This window comes from Cupriavidus sp. 01L46 (genome assembly GCF_056399905.1).
In genome coordinates this window covers 13,364-33,883 of the sequence record NZ_JBFTSF010000029.1, presented here as the reverse complement: position 1 = coordinate 33,883, position 20,520 = coordinate 13,364, and the positions used below count along the sequence as shown (strand labels likewise).

General features: G+C 65.3%; 19 protein-coding genes. 8 read left to right on the top strand and 11 right to left on the bottom strand.

Annotated elements, in window-relative coordinates:
* The first annotated feature begins 83 nt into the window (after positions 1–83).
* The 6 genes from AC1DS3_RS07830 to AC1DS3_RS07805 all read left to right on the top strand — a co-directional run bounded on the left by AC1DS3_RS07830 (position 84) and on the right by AC1DS3_RS07805 (position 5,863).
* Positions 84–380, top strand: coding sequence for a hypothetical protein (locus tag AC1DS3_RS07830; protein WP_441630694.1), 297 nt, complete (start codon positions 84–86; stop codon positions 378–380).
* Between the two features lie 160 nt (positions 381–540).
* Positions 541–2,526 (top strand): IS200/IS605 family accessory protein TnpB-related protein, encoded by a 1,986-nt coding sequence (locus AC1DS3_RS07825; RefSeq protein ID WP_477126960.1) that lies wholly within the window; start codon positions 541–543, stop codon positions 2,524–2,526.
* Positions 2,527–2,621: 95 nt separating this feature from the next.
* The gene (gene serB / locus AC1DS3_RS07820; RefSeq protein ID WP_441630692.1) at positions 2,622–3,476 is read left to right on the top strand and encodes a phosphoserine phosphatase SerB; all 855 of its coding nucleotides are present in this window, start codon (positions 2,622–2,624) and stop codon (positions 3,474–3,476) included.
* Positions 3,477–3,580: 104 nt separating this feature from the next.
* Entirely contained in the window at positions 3,581–3,883 is a 303-nt protein-coding gene (locus AC1DS3_RS07815) for a hypothetical protein (protein ID WP_477126959.1), read from the top strand.
* A 56-nt stretch (positions 3,884–3,939) separates the two neighbouring features.
* Positions 3,940–4,209, top strand: a complete 270-nt coding sequence (locus AC1DS3_RS07810) for a hypothetical protein (protein ID WP_477126958.1) — start codon at positions 3,940–3,942, stop codon at positions 4,207–4,209.
* A gap of 22 nt (positions 4,210–4,231) precedes the next feature.
* A complete protein-coding gene (locus tag AC1DS3_RS07805) occupies positions 4,232–5,863 on the top strand; it encodes a PepSY-associated TM helix domain-containing protein (protein WP_441630686.1) in 1,632 nt (543 codons plus the stop codon).
* Between the two features lie 59 nt (positions 5,864–5,922).
* Here the strand turns inward: AC1DS3_RS07805 and AC1DS3_RS07800 are convergent, their stop codons facing one another.
* From AC1DS3_RS07800 to phaC, 9 genes are all read right to left on the bottom strand, one after another.
* Positions 5,923–7,149, bottom strand: coding sequence for a cystathionine beta-lyase (locus tag AC1DS3_RS07800; RefSeq protein ID WP_441630685.1), 1,227 nt, complete (start codon positions 7,147–7,149; stop codon positions 5,923–5,925).
* 106 nt (positions 7,150–7,255) lie between these two features.
* Entirely contained in the window at positions 7,256–7,897 is a 642-nt protein-coding gene (locus AC1DS3_RS07795; RefSeq protein WP_441630683.1) for a hypothetical protein, read from the bottom strand.
* Positions 7,898–7,946: 49 nt separating this feature from the next.
* Complete coding sequence (bktB, locus tag AC1DS3_RS07790) at positions 7,947–9,131, bottom strand: beta-ketothiolase BktB (protein ID WP_441630681.1); 1,185 nt, start codon at positions 9,129–9,131, stop codon at positions 7,947–7,949.
* A gap of 103 nt (positions 9,132–9,234) precedes the next feature.
* Positions 9,235–10,614 carry a 30S ribosomal protein S12 methylthiotransferase RimO gene (gene rimO, locus AC1DS3_RS07785; RefSeq protein WP_477126957.1) on the bottom strand — a complete coding sequence of 460 codons (1,380 nt, stop codon included), beginning with the start codon at positions 10,612–10,614 and terminating at the stop codon, positions 9,235–9,237.
* A gap of 124 nt (positions 10,615–10,738) precedes the next feature.
* Complete coding sequence (locus tag AC1DS3_RS07780) at positions 10,739–11,719, bottom strand: tRNA dihydrouridine synthase (protein WP_477126956.1); 981 nt, start codon at positions 11,717–11,719, stop codon at positions 10,739–10,741.
* A gap of 388 nt (positions 11,720–12,107) precedes the next feature.
* Positions 12,108–12,659, bottom strand: coding sequence for a polyhydroxyalkanoate synthesis repressor PhaR (gene phaR, locus AC1DS3_RS07775; RefSeq protein ID WP_006155938.1), 552 nt, complete (start codon positions 12,657–12,659; stop codon positions 12,108–12,110).
* Positions 12,660–13,055: 396 nt separating this feature from the next.
* A complete protein-coding gene (locus AC1DS3_RS07770; protein ID WP_043345337.1) occupies positions 13,056–13,796 on the bottom strand; it encodes a 3-ketoacyl-ACP reductase in 741 nt (246 codons plus the stop codon).
* Positions 13,797–13,910: 114 nt separating this feature from the next.
* Positions 13,911–15,092 carry an acetyl-CoA C-acetyltransferase gene (locus AC1DS3_RS07765; protein ID WP_477126955.1) on the bottom strand — a complete coding sequence of 394 codons (1,182 nt, stop codon included), beginning with the start codon at positions 15,090–15,092 and terminating at the stop codon, positions 13,911–13,913.
* Between the two features lie 76 nt (positions 15,093–15,168).
* Complete coding sequence (gene phaC, locus AC1DS3_RS07760) at positions 15,169–16,962, bottom strand: class I poly(R)-hydroxyalkanoic acid synthase (protein ID WP_441630676.1); 1,794 nt, start codon at positions 16,960–16,962, stop codon at positions 15,169–15,171.
* Between the two features lie 372 nt (positions 16,963–17,334).
* Here phaC and AC1DS3_RS07755 point away from each other — a divergent pair, with 372 nt between their 5' ends.
* Complete coding sequence (locus tag AC1DS3_RS07755) at positions 17,335–17,595, top strand: hypothetical protein (RefSeq protein ID WP_441630674.1); 261 nt, start codon at positions 17,335–17,337, stop codon at positions 17,593–17,595.
* A 13-nt stretch (positions 17,596–17,608) separates the two neighbouring features.
* On the opposite strand, the gene pgeF is transcribed toward AC1DS3_RS07755, so the two are convergent.
* Positions 17,609–18,400 carry a peptidoglycan editing factor PgeF gene (gene pgeF, locus AC1DS3_RS07750; protein ID WP_477126954.1) on the bottom strand — a complete coding sequence of 264 codons (792 nt, stop codon included), beginning with the start codon at positions 18,398–18,400 and terminating at the stop codon, positions 17,609–17,611.
* Positions 18,390–19,700 (bottom strand): RluA family pseudouridine synthase, encoded by a 1,311-nt coding sequence (locus AC1DS3_RS07745; protein WP_477126953.1) that lies wholly within the window; start codon positions 19,698–19,700, stop codon positions 18,390–18,392. Before AC1DS3_RS07745 ends, pgeF begins: the two co-directional genes overlap by 11 nt.
* Here AC1DS3_RS07745 and AC1DS3_RS07740 point away from each other — a divergent pair.
* Positions 19,624–20,454, top strand: a complete 831-nt coding sequence (locus AC1DS3_RS07740; protein WP_183031633.1) for an outer membrane protein assembly factor BamD — start codon at positions 19,624–19,626, stop codon at positions 20,452–20,454. The two genes, AC1DS3_RS07745 and AC1DS3_RS07740, sit on opposite strands and share 77 nt — an antisense overlap.
* The last annotated feature ends 66 nt before the right edge of the window (positions 20,455–20,520 follow it).

Below are 20,520 nucleotides of genomic sequence, written 5' to 3'. Positions count from 1 at the left end.
CGGCTTCCCACCCGCATGCTCAGCGTCACCCCTTTCCATCGCCGTCCTCCGCAAAGCGCAAGCAAAGCACAAGGAGACGCCCAATGGATAACCCCCGCCAACACACCCGCTACGGCCTCACCGCCGAATACCGCAACGCGGACATCCACCTGAGTTCACGGGTGCTCTGCGAAACCCCGCTGAGCCTGGCCGTCGAAAAATCGGCCCAGCTCTGCGCCCTGCTCTTCCTGACCCGTGACAATGCCGAATCCGGCGTCTTCGGCGACCTGAACCCGGAGATCCAGAACCGGGTTCTGTCGCTGGCCGCCGGACTGGCGCATGAGACGCTGGTGTTGAGCGAACTGGCCGCGCAGTGCGAGGCTAACGTGCAAGTAGCGTAGTGTGATGAGGGCTGGCCTGCGGGCCAGCCCCATACCTCGACGAGCACGATAGAACACAGCCGCCTACACGGACCGTGAGGTGTCGCAGAGAAATTCCTTGCGCTAGCCCGCGCTTCGAATACGATGTGGTCCTGATTCTCAAACGGCACTCTTTTCTGGCATGACACAAGGCAAGGCAGACCACACGGCGCACGAATGGTTCGACTCCATCGAGCAGCGCGTTGTCGTGCTCGCGAAGCCCGTTGGCCACTTGCTGGAGTGCTGTCTCGCGCTGACCCTGCAGTGCAAGAATCTGCGCAACACGATCCACTATGTCGTGCGCAATGTCCTTACCGCCTACACATGGGATGTCAGTAGCGAATGCTGGCGGCGGAAGAGCGAACTTCACACCGCGCAACAGGCGGCGATCGACTGCTTCAGCCAGGTAATCAAAGAGCTAAACGCCGCCCGCGAAGCGAAGTACCTGGCGATCAAGGACGCTGGCGGCGAGAAGGCCGACAAGGCAAAGCTCACCATCATCCCGGAGCTCGGCCTGACCGTGCAGAACATCTATCGCACTGCCATCGACCTGACGGTGCTAGACAACGTCGCCAAGCTCTGGCCCGATCAGCATGGCAACGTGGTCTATCGCCGCCTGCCGGCCAAAGCCGCCCAACTTGTCGTGGCCCGCTATAAGGATGGGTGGTCCGGATACTTCGAGGCGAAGAAGGTCTATGAGGCCAAGGGGCCTGGCGCCGCTGCCATKACGGGGGCACCGAAGCCGCCCAACTACCTGGCCAAACGCGAGCACTTCGTCCTGGAACTGCCGCTGACGCAGATCGGGCCAACGCTGATCGGTCTCGGTGATCGAAAAATCCCGGTCAACTTTGAGGAATCCCTGTCGCTGACAGCCGGGCAAATGGAGGCGTGGAACGCCTACCGAGTCGGCGAGCAAGTGGAGCGTGCCTGCGCAAAGCGCGGCATTCTGGCCAGCGCGGCGCAGCACTTGCGCATGGTTCCTAAGGGGAAATCCGTCAAGTTCGAGGTTGTGGTGCGGGTGAAAAGCCGGATCCCGTCAACGTCGCTGCTTGCGCAAATGAAGCAGTCGTTGGGCAAGGTGATGGACGGCTCAGCCAGCAGACGAAACGAGGCCTTGCGTGGTGCGGTGGCGAGCGTCGATGTCCCGGCCGCCGGCGGCGATCGCGGACTGAACAATACCCTGACGCTCGCCTTCACGACCGGTCACAACGCAGAAGTCATCAGCGGTGGCAGGCTCGATGAGGTACTGGGTCGACTGGACGAGGCGCTCGATAACCTGAAGTCAAAGCTGACCACACCAGAGGTCCGGGCGCTACAGCAACGTAAGGAGGATCTGGCGTTGGCGGGGTCCAGCCTCACGCGTCGCGAGCGCATCGAGTTCACGCAAGGGCTGAAGGCGATCTATGCTAACCCGGAGTATCGGGAACTGCGTGGCGCGCGGGAGCGCTGGCTGAACGATTACTTCCATAAGCTGAGCCGTGGCGTGGTGAACCTTTGCGCTAAGCGCGGCGTGCAGGTGATTGCTCTGGGGCAGAACAAGGGCTGGAAGGTCGAGTCGAACATGGGCGTCACGCAAAACCGGCGCTTGGGGCGGGCGCCGCTGACGCGCCTGATCGAGATGATCCGCTACAAGGCGGAAGCCCTCGGCATGGTTGTCGTGACGACCGAGGAGTCCTACACCAGCAAAACGAGTTTCGTCAGCAACGAGCCGCTGCGAAGTTTCGAAGAGGAAAAGCCGAAAAGGCAGAGGAATCAAAAGAATCTTGAGGCTGCCTCGCAGCCGCTGTCGGCGCAAGCCGGCACACCCAAGGCCCAGCCAACTGCGTTGGGCCGGCGTCTGAAGGACAAAGAACGGAATACGTTCGTCAATAACCAGGAAACCGGACGCCTGGCGCGTGTGCATGCGGATGTGAATGGTGCATTCAACGTTTTGAGAAAGGTATTTAAAGGCTTCGCTCACCACCGTAAGCTGAGCCTGAACTACCGGCTATCACGCGTGAGCCCGAGGCTTGGGCTCACTGCCATTCGGTTGACGGGCGGAGGCCGTTCCTCCGATTTGGGAACAGCGGGGAGCAGTAACAGGCGAAGTCCCCGCGACTTCATACTCTCAGCTCGCGCTGCGGAATGATGAAACAAGCCTACAATAGCGGTCTTCGCCGCTGCTGCGGCTCGCATCCCGCATTTACCGCCATCGGCCGCCCGGCCCGGCCCTGCATTCGCGCCATGTCCCTGATTCTGCAAAGTCCCGCCCCGCTGTCCGCCAACGATATCGACGCCATCCGCGCCATCGCCCAGGCTCCCACGCTCGCGCTGCGCGCCGAGTCCGTGGCGGCCGCCGATGCCAGCGCCGCGCTGACGCCCGCCCTGCGCGAAGCGCTGGACGCCTACTGCGGCCCGCGCAGCATCGACTGGGCCATCGTGCCCGCCGGCCGCAAGCTCTCGGACTTCAAGCTGGTGGCGATGGATATGGACTCCACGCTGATCACCATCGAGTGCATCGACGAGATCGCCGATTTCTGCGGCCTCAAAGCGGAGGTCTCGGCGATTACCGAGGCCGCCATGCGTGGCGAGATCACCGACTTCAACGAGAGCCTGCGCCGCCGCGTGGCCCTGCTCAAGGGGCTGGACGCCAGTGTGCTGGACCGTGTCTATGAAGAACGCCTGCGCCTGTCGCCCGGCGCGGAGAACATGCTGCAGACCGTGCAGGCCCTGGGCATGCGCACCTTGCTGGTTTCGGGTGGTTTTGTGCATTTCACCGAAAAACTCAAGCCCCGCCTGAAGCTCGACGTGACCCGCGCCAATACGCTGGAGATCGTCGATGGCAAGCTCACCGGCCAGGTGCTGGGCGAGATCGTCAATGCCGACGTCAAGGCCCGCACGGTGCAGGAAGTGTGCGCGCAGATCGGCGCGGACCCGTCCCAGGCCATCGTCATGGGCGATGGCTCCAACGACCTGAAGATGATGGCCGTGGCCGGCCTGTCGGTGGCTTTCCGGGCCAAGCCCGTGGTGCGTGCGCAAGCCAGCGTGGCATTCAACCACGTTGGGCTGGATGGCTTGCTCCAGCTTTTCCCGCATTAACTGCCGCTGCCTGCGCCCGGCACAGGCGGGCTCCACGCAGCGCGCTTGCGAATTGAAATACGAATTATTATCATCTGGCTTTGTAAGAAATTACTGAGCCCGCCATGCAAGTGTTTGCCGTGCTGCTGGGGTTGGGTGGCGCATGCTGCCTGTACCTGGCATCGCCCAACCAGCGGCTGTTGCTGCTGCCGCTATCCGTGCCCGCCACGGCACGAAGCCGCCGTGCGCGCCTGTGCTGGCTGGCCACCCTTTMGATCGCCGCCTCGGCGTGGGCATGGAGCCTGACGCAGGGCTGGCCGGCCGCGATCGCGGCTACGCTCGCCACGGTTGGCACCGGCCTGTCCTTGTGGCCTTTTGCCGGTGCTTACCGCGATGCGCGGCGCCAGCGCCTCGCCCAGGCCGGCTGATGAAAGCCGCCTCCACTCCCCAAAACGTCCGCAGCAACCGCAAACCCAAGCCTGGCATGGGCACCAAGTGGCTGGCCGGCACCCTGCTGGGCCTGCCGCTGGCGGTCGCGCTATCCGCCCTTGGCGTCATCTGGCTGCCCGGCGGCTGGCAAAGCGGCGCCATCGGCGCGATCCTCGCCTGCCTGCCGATCTGGGTGGCCATCCTCTGCGCCAGCCTGCTCTTGCCCACCAGCCGCGCGGCCTGGCTCTGGCTCGCGGCTGGCAACCTGATCGCTTACGGCGGACTGTGGGCATGGCGCCTGCTGCTTACCCCCGGCGCGGCATGAACCAGCGCACCAGGAACCCCGCATGAAAGCCGCAACCCTGCGCTTGTACCAAACCCTGCACACCTGGGTCGGCCTGATGGCCGGCTGGGCCCTCTTCATCGCTTTCTTCGCTGGCGCGATCACCGTCTTCCACGAAGAACTGCACGCCTGGCAATCGCCGCAGCGCACCGCCGCGCATAGCCCGGCCACCCAGCCGGCCAACCCTGCCGCGCTCGACCGCTTCATGCAGGCCCTGGTGGCGGCGCATCCCACGAGCGCAGCCAGCGCCTACGTGACGTTGCCGACGGAGCACGAGCCTGGTTTCACGGCCTACTGGCAGGGCCAGGCCGGCGAGTGGCACATCACTACCTCCGCCATGATTGACGGGGGCAAGACCACGCCCAAGGACATCGCGCTCGACGCGGCGCCCGAAGAATTGGCAGCATTCATCAACAGCCTGCACTACACGCTCGGCGTGCCAGTGGCCGGCGGCTACTTCATGGGCGTTATCGCGGTGCTGTATGGGCTGGCGCTGGTGTCGGGCGTGCTGCTGCACCTGCCGCGGCTCAAGCCCGACCTGTTTGCCATCCGGCCGGGGCGCAATCTCAAGCGCTTCTGGATGGATGCGCACAACGTCGTCGGACTGTTCAGCCTGCCCTTCCACCTGGTGTTCGCCATCACCGGCGCGGTGCTATGCCTGGGCTTGGTGCTGGTGATGGTGTTCAACGTCATGGCCTTCGATGGCAAACTGTCCGAGGCGTTGCCGCGCCTGACCACCGCCTCGCCGGAACTGAAGGCATCGGGCCGCGCAGCGCAGCCCCTGCCGGCCGCTACGTTGCTGGCGGCGGCACGCGCCAGCGCGGGTGAGCGGTTCACGCCGCTGTCGGTGCGCTATCAGCACTACGGCGACGCCAACGCGTTGGTCGAGATTCGCGGCGACAGCGCACGCGTCCTTGGCAACTACGGGTCGGTGTCGGTACGCGCTGCCGCCGGCCAGCCGGACAGCGGCAGCGTGCTGGCGGACCAGACCGCCGCCGGGCGCGACAGCAACCATGCCATCTTCAGCATGATCTACGCGCTGCACTTTGGCACCTACGGCGACCTGGCCCTGCGCCTGGTCTACCTGCTGGCGGGACTGGCAGGGGCCTTCCTGTTCTATTCCGGCAACCTGCTGTGGATCGAATCGCGCCGCAAACCCCGGCAGCAGGCGCAGCCGCGCGTGCACCGTCTGCTGGCGCAGGCGACGGTCGGCGTGTGCATCGGTTGCTGCATCGGCGTGGCGGCGGCCTTCTGCAGCGCCCTGCTCTGGCCCGCGTGGGCTTCCAGCCACACCTACTTCCCGGTCTTTTTCGCGGCCCTTGGGTGGGCTCTGTTACGTGCGCCGGCACGCGCCGCGATCGAGCTGCTGTGGGCCGCGGCCGTTGCCGCATTGCTGGTGCCGCTGGTCAATGCGCTGGTGACAGGGGACTTCCTGTGGCGCGCCGCGCTGGCCGGGCACTGGGCCGTGGCGGGCTTCGATATCGGTGCGCTGGCGCTGGCCTGCGGCTTTGCCGCGCTGGCCTGGGTGACGCAGCGCCGTGCGCGCAACGGCCTGCCCAACTCGGTGTGGGCCATGCAAAGGAAGCCTCGCCCTGATGTGGCGGACACTGCCGCAGTGGGATCGACGGCTGGCTAGGATGACAAAAAGGCAAAAAAGGGCCGCCCCGGACACAGTCGGGGGCGGCCCTTTTCATTTCATGCCACCAGGCGGGCTTCCATCGCGCCGCGCAGGTCGGCGATCAGGTCGCGGGTATCCTCCAGCCCGATATAGAGGCGTACCAGCTCGCCGGCGTTCTCCCAGCCAACGGGCGGCCAGCTGCCTTGGGGCCGCATGGTCTGGACGTGGTACGGCACTGCCAGGCTATGCGCGCCGCCCCAGGACCAGCCAATCGCGAACAGGCGCAAGGCCTCGACAAAGGCATCGACCTGGGCGCGCGTGTAGCGCGCATGCAGCACGATCGAGAACAGGCCCGTGGCGCCGCTGAAATCGCGCAGCCAGAAGTCGTGGCCGGGACAGTCCGGCAGCGCCGGGTGCATGACCTTGACCACTTCCGGGCGCTGGTTCAGCCACTCGGCCACTTCGCGCGCGGCGCGGTCGTGCGCCGCCAGCCTGACCGGCATGCTCGGCAGCGAGCGCAGCACCAGATAGCAGTCGTCGGCCGACACGCCCCAGCCCATCAGCATGCGGGTGCGCTTGATGCGGTCGTGGAGTTTATCGTCTGCGGTCAGCACCGCGCCCATCAGCACGTCGCTGCCGCCCGACTGGTATTTGGTAAGCGCCTGCACCGAGATGTCGATGCCCTTGTCGAACGGCCGGAAATATACGCCGGCGGACCAGGTGTTATCGATGGCGGTGAGCACCCCGCGCGCCTTTGCCGCGGCCACGATGGCCTCGGTGTCGGGGATTTCCATCGTCACCGAGCCCGGCGACTCCATCCAGATCAGACGGGTGTTGGGGCGGATCAGCCCGGCAATGCCCGCGCCGATCATGGGGTCGTAATAGCGGACGGAGACACCGAAGTCCCGTGCCAGCCATTCGCCGTGCTCGCGGTTGGGGCCGTAGACGTTATCCGGGACGAGCACGTCGTCGCCCGACTTGACCAAGGCGAAGTAGACCTGCGAGATCGCGGCCAGCCCCGACGGCAGCAACAGCGTATGGCGCGCGCCTTCGATCAGCGCGAGGTGCTGGCACAGCGCCTCGCTGGTGGGCGTGGCGTGCAGGCCATAGCGCCAGTAGGTGGTGGCACCGTCGCCATGCGCGCGCAGCTCCGCCAGGTTGCGGAACACCACGGTGGAACCACGATGGGTAGCTTGGGAAAACGAGGCGAACCCCGGCGCGATATCCAGCTCTGGCTGGACGGCCATGGTCGCCAGGTAGGCGGGTTGGGAAGCGGGCTGCTCGGGTGGCTGGCGGTCGGACACGGCGATTCCTTGTCTGGCGATAACTCGATGAACGGTCGAGCTTACCAGCATTCGGGTGCGCGTTGGCCCACCTGGCGGGCCCGCCCCTGTCCACCCCGGCTTGACGCTACCGGCCGGAAATCGAGGACTTCGGCGCGGGCGGGGCGTAGGTAATGCCGCTGTTGGGGGTCATGTCGAAGGGCGGGATCACCAGCACGCCCAGTGGCCGGATCATGAAGGGGAGCACGATGGCCGGGTTGACCGGATCGGTCCAGTTGCCGTGCACGATGCCGGCACCGTCGATGGTGCCTTCCCAGTTGCCCGTGACATGCGTGCCGTCATTGGACTCCTCCATCAGGAAAGCGCCGTTCTCGAATTCGCCGGCCAGCAACCGCACACCGCCGGCACGGCCAACGCTGTACTCACCGCGCACGCTGTCGCGCTCGTCGGGCTTGGGGCCCAGGCGCAGGCGCACCGGCTGGTCGCCGAGCGTGCCCACGTAGACCGGCAGCGATGCGTACTCCGGCCGCGGCGCGAGCGCCTTGGGCGCGGGCCCGGTCGAAAGCTGCGTACCGCGCCGCGACTCGCCCTCGCGGATGGCCTGGTTGATCCCGAAACCCTGCACCTGGCTGGCATCGCTGGCGACATTGGCGGTGCCGGGCGTGCCGGTGGACAGCTCGGTACCGCCGGCGGCCAGCGCGGCGCCGGCCAGCGTTGCCGCGGCCAGCCCGGCTGCCAGGGACAGGGAAACGGGAAGTGGCAAGGACATGGACAAAGGCAAGGACAGAGTCGCTACGCGCCGCAAGGCAGCCTCAGGTTCAGAGTCGTTCGAAAATCGCCGCGATGCCCTGGCCACCGCCAATGCACATGGTCACCAGTGCATAGCGGCCTTGCACGCGTTGCAGCTCATACAAGGCCTTGACGGTGATCAGCGCGCCGGTGGCGCCGATCGGGTGGCCCAGGGAGATGCCCGAGCCGTTCGGGTTGACCTTGGCCGGATCGAGGCCGAGCGCCTTGGTGACTGCGCAGGCTTGCGCGGCAAAGGCTTCATTGGCTTCGATCACGTCGAGGTCAGCCACGGTCAGGCCAGCACGTTCCAGTGCCTTCTTGGTGGCCGGCACGGGACCGATGCCCATGGTCTTGGGATCGACGCCGGCATGCGCATAGGAGACCAGGCGCGCCATCGGCTTGAGGCCGCGCTTCTCGGCCTCGGCACGCTCCATCAGCACCACCGCGGCGGCGGCATCGTTCAAGCCCGAGGCGTTGCCCGCGGTTACCGTGCCGTTCTCCTTGACGAAGACCGGCTTGAGCTTGGTCATGTCTTCCAGGACCGCGTCGTGGCGCACGTGCTCGTCGGTGTCGAAGGTCACGTCGCCCTTGCGGCCCTTCAGCGTGACCGGCAGGATCTGGTCCTTGAAGTGGCCCGCGCGGATCGCCACCGATGCGCGGCGGTGCGACTCCAGCGCGGCTTCGTCCTGCTGGCCGCGGGAAATGTCGTATTCCTTGGCCACATTCTCGGCGGTGACGCCCATGTGGATGCCGTGGAACGGGTCGTGCAGCGCACCCAGCATCATGTCGAGCATCTTGGCGTCGCCCATGCGTGCGCCCCAGCGGGCCGACTGCGCCAGATACGGTGCACGGCTCATGCTCTCCGCGCCGCCGCCGATGGCCACATCGGCATCGCCCAGCAGGATGGTCTGCGCCGCGCTGACGATGGCCTGCAGGCCCGAGCCGCACAGGCGGTTGACGGTCAGGGCCGGCGCGTCGATGGTGACGCCGCCCTCCACTGCCGCCACCCGGCCAAGGTACATATCCCGGGGCTCGGTCTGGATGACGTTGCCGAACACCACATGGCCGACGTCGTCGCCGCTGACCTGCGCGCGGGCCAGCGCTTCGCGCACGACCATGGCGCCCATCTGGGTCGGGGAAAGATCCTTCAGGCTGCCGCCAAAGGTACCGATCGCGGTCCGAACGCCGCTCACCACCACCACTTCACGTGTCATTTTGTGTCTCCTGGGCTGATGTTGCAGCGCACAGTATAGCGGCGCGCACGCCAAAACGAACGATCGTACTTTTACCTATCCGGACCGACGGCTGCTGGCAGCCTCAGACTTCGCCCCACAAGTCGTGGCCATCCGCGCCGGTGATCTTCACCGAGACGAATTCGCCGACCTTGTAGCGCGGCGCGCCCTGCGCCGGCGGGTCGATATAGACCAGGCCGTCGATCTCCGGCGCGTCGGCCGACGAGCGGCCGATGCCGCCGTCCTGGTTGATCTCGTCGACCAGCACGCGCAGGGTCTGGCCGACCTTGCGCTGCAGGCGCCGGGCGGACACTTCCTCGGCCACTTCCATGAAGCGCGCGCGGCGCTCTTCGCGGACTTCGTCGGGCAAGGCGCCCGGCAGGTCGTTGGCCGTGGCGCCGTCCACCGGCGAATAGGCGAAGCAGCCCACGCGGTCCAGCTCAGCTTCGGCGATGAAGTCCAGCAGCGTCTGGAACTCTTCCTCGGTCTCGCCGGGGAAGCCCGCGATAAAGGTGCTGCGGATGGTCAGCTCGGGGCAGATCTTGCGCCAGGCCCGGATGCGGTCCATGGTCTTTTCGGCGTTKGCCGGGCGCTTCATGCGCTTGAGCACGTCCGGGTGGGCGTGCTGCAGCGGCACGTCCAGGTAAGGCAGCACGTGCCCTTGCGACATCAGCGGAATGATCTCGTCGACGTGCGGGTACGGGTACACGTAGTGCAGGCGCACCCAGGCGCCGTACTTGGCAGCCAGCTCACCCAGTGCGCCGACCAGCTCGGTCATGCGCGTCTTGAGCGGACGGCCGTCCCAGAAGCCGGTGCRGTACTTCACGTCCACGCCGTAGGCGCTGGTGTCTTGCGAGATCACCAGCAGTTCCTTGACGCCCGACTTGAACAGGTTCTCGGCCTCCAGCATGACTTCCGCCACCGGGCGCGAGACCAGGTCGCCGCGCATCGACGGGATGATGCAGAAGGAGCAGCGATGGTTGCAGCCCTCGGAAATCTTCAGGTAGGCGTAGTGCTTGGGCGTGAGCTTGATGCCGGCGGCCGGCACCAGGTCCATGAACGGGTCATGCGGCTTGGGCAGGTGCGTGTGCACGGCCTGCATCACCTCGCCCAGCGCGTGCGGGCCGGTCACGGCCAGCACCTTCGGGTGCACGGACGTGATGATGTCCTCACCCGCGGCGTTCTTCTTGGCACCCAGGCAGCCGGTGACGATCACCTTGCCGTTCTCGGCCAGTGCCTCGCCGATCGCATCCAGGCTTTCCTGCACGGCTTCGTCGATAAAACCGCAGGTATTGACGACCACCAGGTCGGCGCCGTCATAGGTGCCGCTGATGGCATAGCCMTCGGCGCGCAGCTGGGTAATGATCTGCTCGGAATCCACAAGTGCCTTTGGACATCCAAGGCTTACGAATCCCACATTTGGAATATGGTCTTTCTTGATYGTTGATTCTGAAGGGTTTTTCACGGTTACTTCCAAATGTGGGGCAAGCAGGGCGGGACATGGCCGCCCGGCGGTTCAAAGCCAATCGCGCATTTTAACCGCTCGCCCAAGTTTCTCGGCGCCTGATCCCCGACATGTCTTCGTAAACCTATCGCGACGAGGATGACATCGCTGGCATGCCCGCCAGGGCGCTCTCGATCACCGCCTGGATCGAAAGCGCATCATGCAGGCGCCGGATGGCCGCATGCAGTTCGGCGGCCTCGGGCCAGGTCCGCTTCAGATAACTGAGCCACAGTTTGACGCGCCCGTGCTCATGCAGGCATTCCGCATTGGCCTGCAGTTTCTTCAGGTAGTCGGCGATATGACGGAGCACGGCCGGCCATTCCTCGCCGGAGGCCGACCTGTCCATCAGGCCGCGTATGCGCAAGGCCAGGAACGGATCGGACACGGCGCCCCGCCCGATCATCACGTCGGCACAGCCGCTGACAGCCCGGCATCGCTCCCAGTCGGCAACCGTCCAGACTTCGCCGTTGGCAACAACCGGCACGTCCACAGCAGCATCGATCCGCGCGATCCACTCCCAGTGTGCGGGAGGCCGGTAGCCATGATCGCGCGTCCTGGCATGCACGACGAGCGAGGCTGCGCCGCCTTCCGCCAGCGCCGTGGCGCAGTCGATCGCCAGCGCGGTATCGGACACGCCGAGCCGCATCTTGGCTGTCACGGCGATGTTTGCGGGCACTGCGGCGCGAACGGACAACACGATCCGGTTCAGCAGTTCAGGGTCCGCCAGTAGCATGGCCCCGCCGCCGTGCCGGTTGAYGACTTTGGCGGGGCAGCCSAAATTCAGGTCGATGCCATGCGGCGACACGGTAGCAGCCTGGGCCGCATTGACCGCCAGCCATTCGGGATCGCTCCCGAGCAGTTGGATCACCATCGGTGTGCCGCCTGGGGTATGGCCGCCGTGGAGGATTTCCGGTGTGTCCCTCTCGTAGACGCGCTCGGGAAGCAAGGAGCCCGTCACCCTGACGAACTCGGACACACATCCGTCGTATCCTCCCGAGCCGGTCAGCACGTCGCGCAGCACATAATCAGCAAGCCCCTCCATGGGGGCAAGAAACAGCCGGCTCATGCGAAATCTGGCGTCGATGCCGGAAAACGGGAAAACGCCAAACCAACCGTCGGAACGGGCGTGGCCTCGGCGGCAAGCGCCTGGCGAATGTCTTGGGTTGCGGAGGGCATTGGGATTCGCGCTGTGCAGGCGAGTCCGCAGTATGAATCGCCACATTTGACAGGGGTAGCAGCCGCGGTGATTCCGCGCGTTACCCGAATCTGCGTGATTTTAACCGATCGCCCCGGTCAGCGAAGGAAGGTCATGCGTGTGCCGGGAATTCGCCTCCACGACAGCCCGGCCTGAAGCCACTTTGCGGGAAAGGAGGTCGCCGGCGCCGCGAGGGTTTCATGCGTTCCCCGGGGGGGGAATGGGAACGCGCAATAGGCCGGCGCGGCGTGCGCCGGCTCTACTTCTTGTCCGGCTGATTGAACGGGAACGTGCCAAACATGTTCTTGGCCTGGCTTTGCATCTGCTCCTGCATCTGCACGAACAGGTTCTTGCTCTGCTCGATGTAGTTGCTCATCATCCCTTGCATCATCGGGCCCTGCATGTTCATGAACTGGGACCACATGTCGGGGCTGAACGGCTCGCCCGAGTACAGGCCCTTGGAGTTCTCGGCCAGCTTGCTCTGGATGTCGATGAAGGCCTGGATGTTCTTTTCCAGGTAGGTGCCCATCATGCCCTGCATCGCATGGCCGTAGTACCGGATGATCTGCGACAGCATGGAGCTTGAGAACATCGGCACGCCGCCTGTCTCTTCTTCGAGAATGATCTGCAGGAGGATGCTGCGCGTGAGCTCGTCGCCGGACTTGGCGTCGATCACTTTGAAGTCTTCGGTATCCATCACGAGCTGCTTGACATCGGCTAGCGTGATGTAGGTGCTGGTCTGCGTGTCGTAGAGCCGGCGGTTTGGATACTTCTTGATCAGTCGCTCTGCGCCTTTCTTGGTGGTAGCCATCGTGCTCTATCCTTTTATCGTCGCTGTTGCATGCTGCTGCACCGCATGCTGTGCGGTGCGCAAATAGGGACCGCCAGCGGGGGATACAACGTGTTGACCTGCAACGCATGATCTATTTTGGTGCGGGCTAGCCGCTGCCCTGATTCTATGCCCAACAAGGCACTATTGAAAGCCGGACCCGTTAAGGAAAACCCGCACGGGGCAAAGGATTGCGGGTGTTTGGGGCCAGCAATGCCGCGCCACGCCCGCGCATTGGTGCGGTGCGGGGTGTGCGATGCAATATTGCTGCGGGGTGAGAGGCCTCCCGGGCGGCCCCGGAAATAAAAAAGGCCCTCCGCAGAGGACCTTCCCGAGACAAGAAACCATCCAGGAAAACGAGGGATGGCTTGCCGGTCATCACCCCATGTGCAGGCCGCCGTTCAGCGAGAAATCCGCGCCAGTCGAGAAACCCGACTCTTCGGACGCCAGCCACGCGCAGATCGAGGCAATTTCTTCCGGCGCGCCCAGGCGCTTGACCGGAATCGTGCCGACGATCTTGTCCAGCACGTCCTGGCGGATCGACTTGACCATATCGGTGGCGATATAGCCCGGCGACACCGTGTTGACGGTCACGCCCTTGGTCGCCACTTCCTGCGCCAGCGCCATGGTGAAGCCGTGCAGGCCAGCCTTGGCGGTGGAGTAGTTGGTCTGGCCAAACTGGCCCTTCTGGCCATTGACCGACGAGATGTTGACGATGCGGCCAAAGCCGCGATCCGCCATGCCGTCGATGACCTGCTTGGTCACGTTGAACAGCGAGGTCAGGTTGGTGTCGATCACGGCATCCCAGTCGGCGCGCGTCATCTTGCGGAACACCACGTCGCGCGTGATGCCGGCGTTGTTGATCAGGATGTCGACCTCGCCCACTTCGGCCTTGACCTTGTCGAACGCGGCTTTGGTCGAATCCCAGTCGGCAACATTGCCTTCCGAGGCGACGAAATCGAAGCCCAGGGCCTTCTGCTGCTCGAGCCATTTTTCGCGGCGCGGCGAGTTGGGGCCGCAACCGGCCACGACCTTGTAGCCATCTTTGGCCAGACGCTGGCAGATGGCCGTTCCAATGCCGCCCATGCCACCGGTTACGTATGCAATGCGCTGAGTCATATCTACTCCTTGATGGCTAGTTTTTATTGACGCCGGCGGCGGGAAGCCCCCCTCGCCGGCACACCCCTCAGACCGGCCTGCGCGCTTGTTCGCTGCGGCAAGCCCGGCAAATCGTCACTTGCGTTCCACAGCCAGCGCCACACCCATGCCGCCGCCGATGCACAGCGAGGCCAGGMCCTTGTGGGCGTCGCGGCGCTTCATTTCRYGCAGCAGCGTGACCAGGATGCGGCAGCCCGACGCACCGATCGGGTGGCCAATCGCGATGGCGCCGCCGTTGACGTTGACCTTGGACGTATCCCAGCCCATCTGCTTGTGCACGGCCAGGGCCTGGGCGGCGAAGGCTTCGTTGATTTCCATCAGGTCGAGCTCTTCCACGCTCCAGCCGGCGCGCGACAGGCAGCGCTTGGACGCAGGCACCGGGCCCATGCCCATCACCTTGGGATCGACACCGGCGGTGCCGTAGGCGCGGATCGTGGCCAGCGGGGTCAGGCCGAGTTCCTTGGCCTTGGCTGCCGACATGACCACCACCGCGGCGGCGCCGTCGTTCAGGCCCGAGGCGTTGGCGGCAGTCACCGAACCCGCCTTGTCGAAGGCGGGCTTGAGGCCAGCCAGCGCGTCTTGCGTGACACCGTGGCGCACGAACTCATCGGTGGCGAACATCACCGGGTCGCCCTTGCGCTGGGGAATCGGCACCGGCACGATTTCCTCGTCGAACTTGCCGGCCTTCTGCGCGGCTTCCGCCTTGTTCTGCGAACCGGCCGCGAACGCGTCCTGGGCTTCGCGCGTGATGCCGTATTCCTTGGCCACGTTCTCGGCGGTGACGCCCATGTGGTACTGGTTGTAGACGTCCCACAGGCCGTCCACGATCATGCTGTCGATCAGCTTGGCGTCGCCCATGCGGAAGCCATCGCGCGAGCCCGGCAGCACGTGTGGCGCGGCGCTCATGTTTTCCTGGCCACCGGCCACCACGATCTCGGCATCGCCCGCGGCAATCGCGTTGGCTGCCAGCATCACGGCCTTCAGGCCGGAGCCGCAGACCTTGTTGATGGTCATGGCCGGCACCATCACGGGCAGGCCAGCCTTCAGCGCTGCCTGGCGCGCCGGGTTCTGGCCGGAGCCGGCCGTCAGCACCTGGCCCATGATGACTTCGCTGACCTGCTCGGGCTTGACGCCGGCACGCTCAAGCGCAGCCTTGATGACGATGGCGCCCAGCTCAGGCGCGGGAATCTTGGCGAGCGAGCCGCCGAACTTGCCCACCGCGGTACGGGMAGCGGAAACGATGACAATGTCAGTCATTGGGAGGTCCTCTCGAGTTGGATGCAAATAAGGGGTGAAAGAGGCCGGCCCCGCACGGCGCCGGCCCGGACAAATCCTATGCCTTCGCCTTGACGTAGCGGCCCGGTGCCGGCTCGATCGCGTGGTAGTCCTTGTTGCCGTAGTCGGCAGGGGCCGCCTTGCGCGCGCCGGCGTGCTTGGCCAGCCAGGCCGCCCAGTCCGGCCACCAGCTGCCGGCATGCTCGGCGGCGCCGTCGAACCACTCCTGCGCCGAAGCCGGGAGCTTGTCGTTGGTCCAGTGGCTGCGCTTCTTCTTGGCCGGCGGGTTGATCACGCCGGCGATATGGCCCGACGCGCCCAGCACGAAACGCAGCTTGTTCTTGAGCAACGCGGTAGAGGCGTAGGCCGACATCCAGGGCACGATGTGGTCTTCACGCGAGCCGTAGACGTAAGTTGGCACGTCGATGCTGCCCAGGTCCACCGGCGCGTTGCACACGGTCAGCTTGCCCGGCACCTTGAGCTCGTTCTGCAGGTAGGTATGGCGCAGGTACCAGCAATACCAGGGGCCCGGCAGGTTGGTGGCGTCGCCGTTCCAGAACAGCAGGTCGAACGGGACCGGCGTATTGCCCTTCAGGTAGTTGTCGACGACATAGTTCCAGACCAGGTCGTTGGGACGCAGGAACGAGAACGTGTTGGCCAGTTCCACGCCACGCAGCAGCGCGCAGGGCGTGCCCGCCGCGCCACCCAAGGTGGTTTCGCGCAGTTTGACATGGGCCTCGTCGACGAACACATCGAGCACGCCGGTATCGGCGAAATCGAGCAGCGTGGTCAGCAGCGTCAGGCTGGCGGCGGGACGCTCGCCGCGCTTGGCCAGCACCGCCAGCGCCGTGGAGACGATGGTGCCGCCCACGCAGAAGCCCAGCACGTTGATCTGGTCCTGGCCGCTGATCTCGCGCGTGACTTCGATGGCGCGGATGGCGGCATGCTCGATGTAGTCATCCCAGCTGAGCTCGGCCATCGAGGCATCCGGATTGCGCCAGGAAACCATGTAGACGGTATGGCCCTGCTCCACCATGTAGTGCACCAGCGAGGTCTGCGGCTGCAGGTCGAGGATGTAGTACTTGTTGATGCAAGGCGGCACAAGCAGCAGCGGGCGCGCAAACACGTTGTCGGTGACGGGCTTGTACTGAAGCAGCTGGAAGTAGGCGTTCTCGTAGACCACCGCGCCTTCGGTCACGGCCACGTTGCGGCCCACTTCGAAGGCGGATTCGTCGGTCTGCGAGATCTTGCCGCGGCCAAGGTCGTCGAGCATGTTGCGCACGCCGGCCCGCAGCGATTCGCCGCCGGAGTCGATCAGCTTTTTCTGCGCCTCCGGATTGGTGGCGAGGAAATTGGCCGGCGACATGGCGTCAACCCATTGCGAGATCGCAAAACGGATGCGCTGGCGGGTCTTGGCATCGGCTTCGACCGCGCCCGCCAGCTCATTCATGGCGCGCGCATTGATCAGGTAGAAAGCGGCGGCGTAGTGAAACGCCGCGCTGCTGCGCCAGGCATCGCCGGAAAAGCGGCGATCGGCCAGGGCCGTGGCGGGATTGGCGCCGCCCTCGGCCATGCTTCGCCAGAGCGCGGTGAAGTCCTTCATGTAGCGTTGCTGGATGTCGGCCAGTTGATCGGGCGCGATTTTCACGCCCGCCATGGCGGAACCCTTCAATGCCTCGAAACCGGGGATAAATGGCATGCCAGGCATGCCCTGCTGGGTCGTCGCACCGTTCGCCTGTGCCTGACGGGACCATTCCAGCCATGTCGCTGGATCAAATGGCCCCGAAGCAAATGAAAACGGTTGGGACTTGTCTTCCTTGGTGGAAGCTGCCGCACCTTTGCCGGTTGCCATGATGTTTCGTCTCTCTGCCGTCACTTATTTGAAAGCTGGCTGGGCGGCGTACCACCACCGCGGGGCTCTCCCCCGCCGCCAGCCTCGGAACCGGTCCGCGCTGACGCCCTCGGCTGGTGACGTCATGCGGTATGCTTGCCGGACACGCCGCGCCGCAGACCTGAACGTCCCGGCGGAGCCTGCGAATGCCTGCCAGCACACAGCCTTGCAGTGCATTCGAGGCCATTGTTGCCTTGCAATGTTATGCCTGTCAATGCGGAAAAATGCGCGGACCGGCGCTAACGGCAAAATGCGCTCAGCGCGAACCTGCGAGCCTCCCTTTGGCGCCACTCCGGCCACGGGGCTAGCTTGCCCGAGAAGGATGACTTTCTGATGTACATCGTTGCAATCGGTTGGCTGTATGTGGTCCTGATGATGGCCATTACCGAGCATACCGTGGTCGCGGGACTGGCCACGTTCGTCTTTTACGGCCTGTTCCCGGTGGCGATCCTGGTGTACATCATGGGCACCCCGGGGCGCCTGCGCCGGCGCAAGGCAGAGGAAACCAGGCAGGCGAAGAGCGCGCAAGCGCCCTCCGGCTCCGCGGAGCCTGCAGAATCCGCGGGGCCGGAACAGCCGCCTGCCAGGGACTGACGCTGGGAGAGTTTCAGGCGGCCAGCCAGACCAGGCTGGCCATGCGCCCCGTGACGCCGTCGCGCCGGTAGGAGTAGAAGCGCTGCGCATCGCCAACGGTGCAGGCGTCGCCGCCGTACACCGCGGTGCAGCCGGCGCGGGCCAGGCGGATGCGGGCCAGCGCGTAGATATCGGCGAAGTACTTGCCGTCTGCGCCTGCGCGGAAGGCAAGATCCACCTGCGCCGTCTCGTCAGGCCGCGCCTGGACCAGGAATGCCTGCCGGACTTCGGCGCCGACCTCGAAGGCATCGGGGCCGATGGCCGGCCCGAGCCAGGCCAGCCATTGCGCCTGCGCGCCAGCCTGCTCGCCCATGCGCGCCAGGGTTGCCTCGATCACGCCACCACACAGCCCGCGCCAGCCGGCGTGCGCGGCGCCAACCACCGTGCCGGCACGGTCGCACAGCAGCACGGGCAGGCAATCGGCGGTCATCACCGCACAGACCCGGCCAGCGGTCGTGGCAATGCAGGCATCCGCCTGCGGAACCACGCCATCGGCGGCAAACTGGTCCTCGGTGGCAATCGCGCAGCCATGCACCTGCTCCAGCCAGCCCGGCACGGCCGGCAGCCGCGCGGCCAGCCGTGAGCGGTTGGCCGCGACCGCGGCGGCATCGTCGCCCACATGGGTGCCGAGGTTCAGCCMGCCAGGGCTGCCGTCAGCCAGGCCGTAGGGGCCCTCGCTGACACCGCCCTGGCGGGTGGTGGACAACGCGCGCACCCGCGCCGGCGCCGGCCAGTCGGGGACCAGCCAAGGCGCCTCAGTCGTCATCGCCGTATTCCCACGCACCGTCCTCGCCTTCCGTCCAGCCGTCGTCCTCGTCTTCGTCGTCGGCACGGTCAAAGTCGAGCGCTTCGATCAGCGCCTGCAAGTCATCGGGTGGCTGCGCTTCCCAAGATGCGAGCTTGCCGGTGGCCGGGTGCACCAGCCCAAGCCGGAAGGCGTGGAGGGCCTGGCGCGCCAGCGGCACCGGCAGCGGCGCCTTGATGGCCGGACGCTGGCCGCGCTGGGTGGCGGCGCGGTGATAGACCGGGTCGCCTACCATCGGGTGGCCGATCGACTCGAAGTGGACGCGAATCTGGTGGGTGCGGCCGGTTTCGAGCTGGCACATCACCATCGAGACATGGCCGCGCCCGAGCGGCACCGTGCCAAGGGTACGGAAATGGGTGCGCGAGGGCTTGCCGCTGTTGGTGAGCACGATCGCCATGCGGATCCGCTCGCGCGGATCGCGGCCGATCGGCGCATCGATGGTGCCGGACTCAGGCGTCTCGCCCCACACCAGCGCCAGGTAGCTGCGCTTGACGGTACGCGCCTGCAGCTGGCGCACCAGGTCGGTCTGGGCGGTCAGCGTGCGGGCCACCACCATCAGCCCTGATGTTTCCTTGTCGAGCCGGTGGACGATGCCCGCACGCGGCAGGCTTGCAGCTTCCGGGTAGCGGTGCAGCAGGCCGTTTAGCACCGTGCCGCCCCAATTGCCGGCGGCAGGATGGACCACCAGGCCGGCGGGCTTGTCGATGACCAGCAGCGTGGCGTCCTCGTACACGACGTTGAGCGGCACGTCTTCGGCCACGAAGGCGCGCGACTCTGCCGCCGCCTGCGGACGGACCACGACACGCTCGCCCATCTGCACGGAGGACTTGGAGCGGCGCACCTCGCCGTCGACCAGCACCGCCCCGTTCTCGATCCATTGCTGGAGGCGGCTGCGCGAGAAGCCGTTGAGGTKGCGTGCCAACAACTTATCGAGGCGCTCGCCGTGTGATGCGCCATCGACTTCGATCTCTACCGGCTGCATTTCCAATTCGATTGGAGATGCCTCCGTTCCTGCCTCCAGGCCGCCTAGCGCGGCCACATCGGTCAGGTCTTCCAGGTCCTCCACCTCGTTCAAGATGTCGGTTGAATCGGCAGCTTGCTGCTCGATGCCCTTGGCGGCGGTTTCCGGCAAGGGGCTTGGGCTATAATGCTTGACGCTATTTTTCATYCGGGATACGTTGCCCATGCAATTGATGAGCATGAAGCGCGCCAGCTGGCGCGCAAGAATTGGAGCGATTCTGCTCGCAGGCGGCTGCGTCATGCTATCGGCGTGCGGCCTGCTGTCGGATCAACCAGACGAAACTGCCGGCTGGTCGGCTAACAAATTATATTCGGAAGCCAAGGACGCACTAGATTCCGGCGACTTTACCCGAGCTGTGAAGCTGTACGAGAAGCTGGAGGGACGTTATCCCTTCGGCCGTTTCGCCCAGCAGGCACAGATCGATACCGCCTACGCCAACTACAAGGACGGCGAAACCGCCGCCGCGCTTGCCTCGGTCGACCGCTTCATCCAGTTGCATCCGAATCACCCGAACGTGGATTATGCCTATTACCTGAAGGGCCTGATCAACTTCAATGACAATTTGGGCTGGCTTGGCCGTTTTTCCGGCCAGGATCTGAGCGAGCGTGACCCCAAGGCCGCGCGCGCTGCTTATGACGCCTTCAACACGCTGGTCACGCGCTTCCCGGACAGCAAGTACACGACGGATGCTGCCGCACGCATGCAATACATCGTGAACTCGCTGGCCCAGCACGAGGTCCATGCGGCACGCTACTACTACCGCCGCGGCGCCTACCTGGCCGCTGCAAACCGGGCCCAGCAGGCGCTCAAGGACTATGACGGCGCGCCGGCCAACGAGGAAGCGCTGTACATCATGATCCGCTCGTACGATTCGCTGGGCATGAAGGACTTGCGCGACGATACCGCCCGCGTGATGGAAAAGAACTTCCCCAACAGCGATTACATCAAGTACGGGGAACGCCGCAAGGACAAGTCCTGGTGGGAAGTGTTCTGAACGTCAGGCACGGCGCTTGAGTGCGCTGGCAACAAAAAACCCGATCGAAAGATCGGGTTTTTTGTT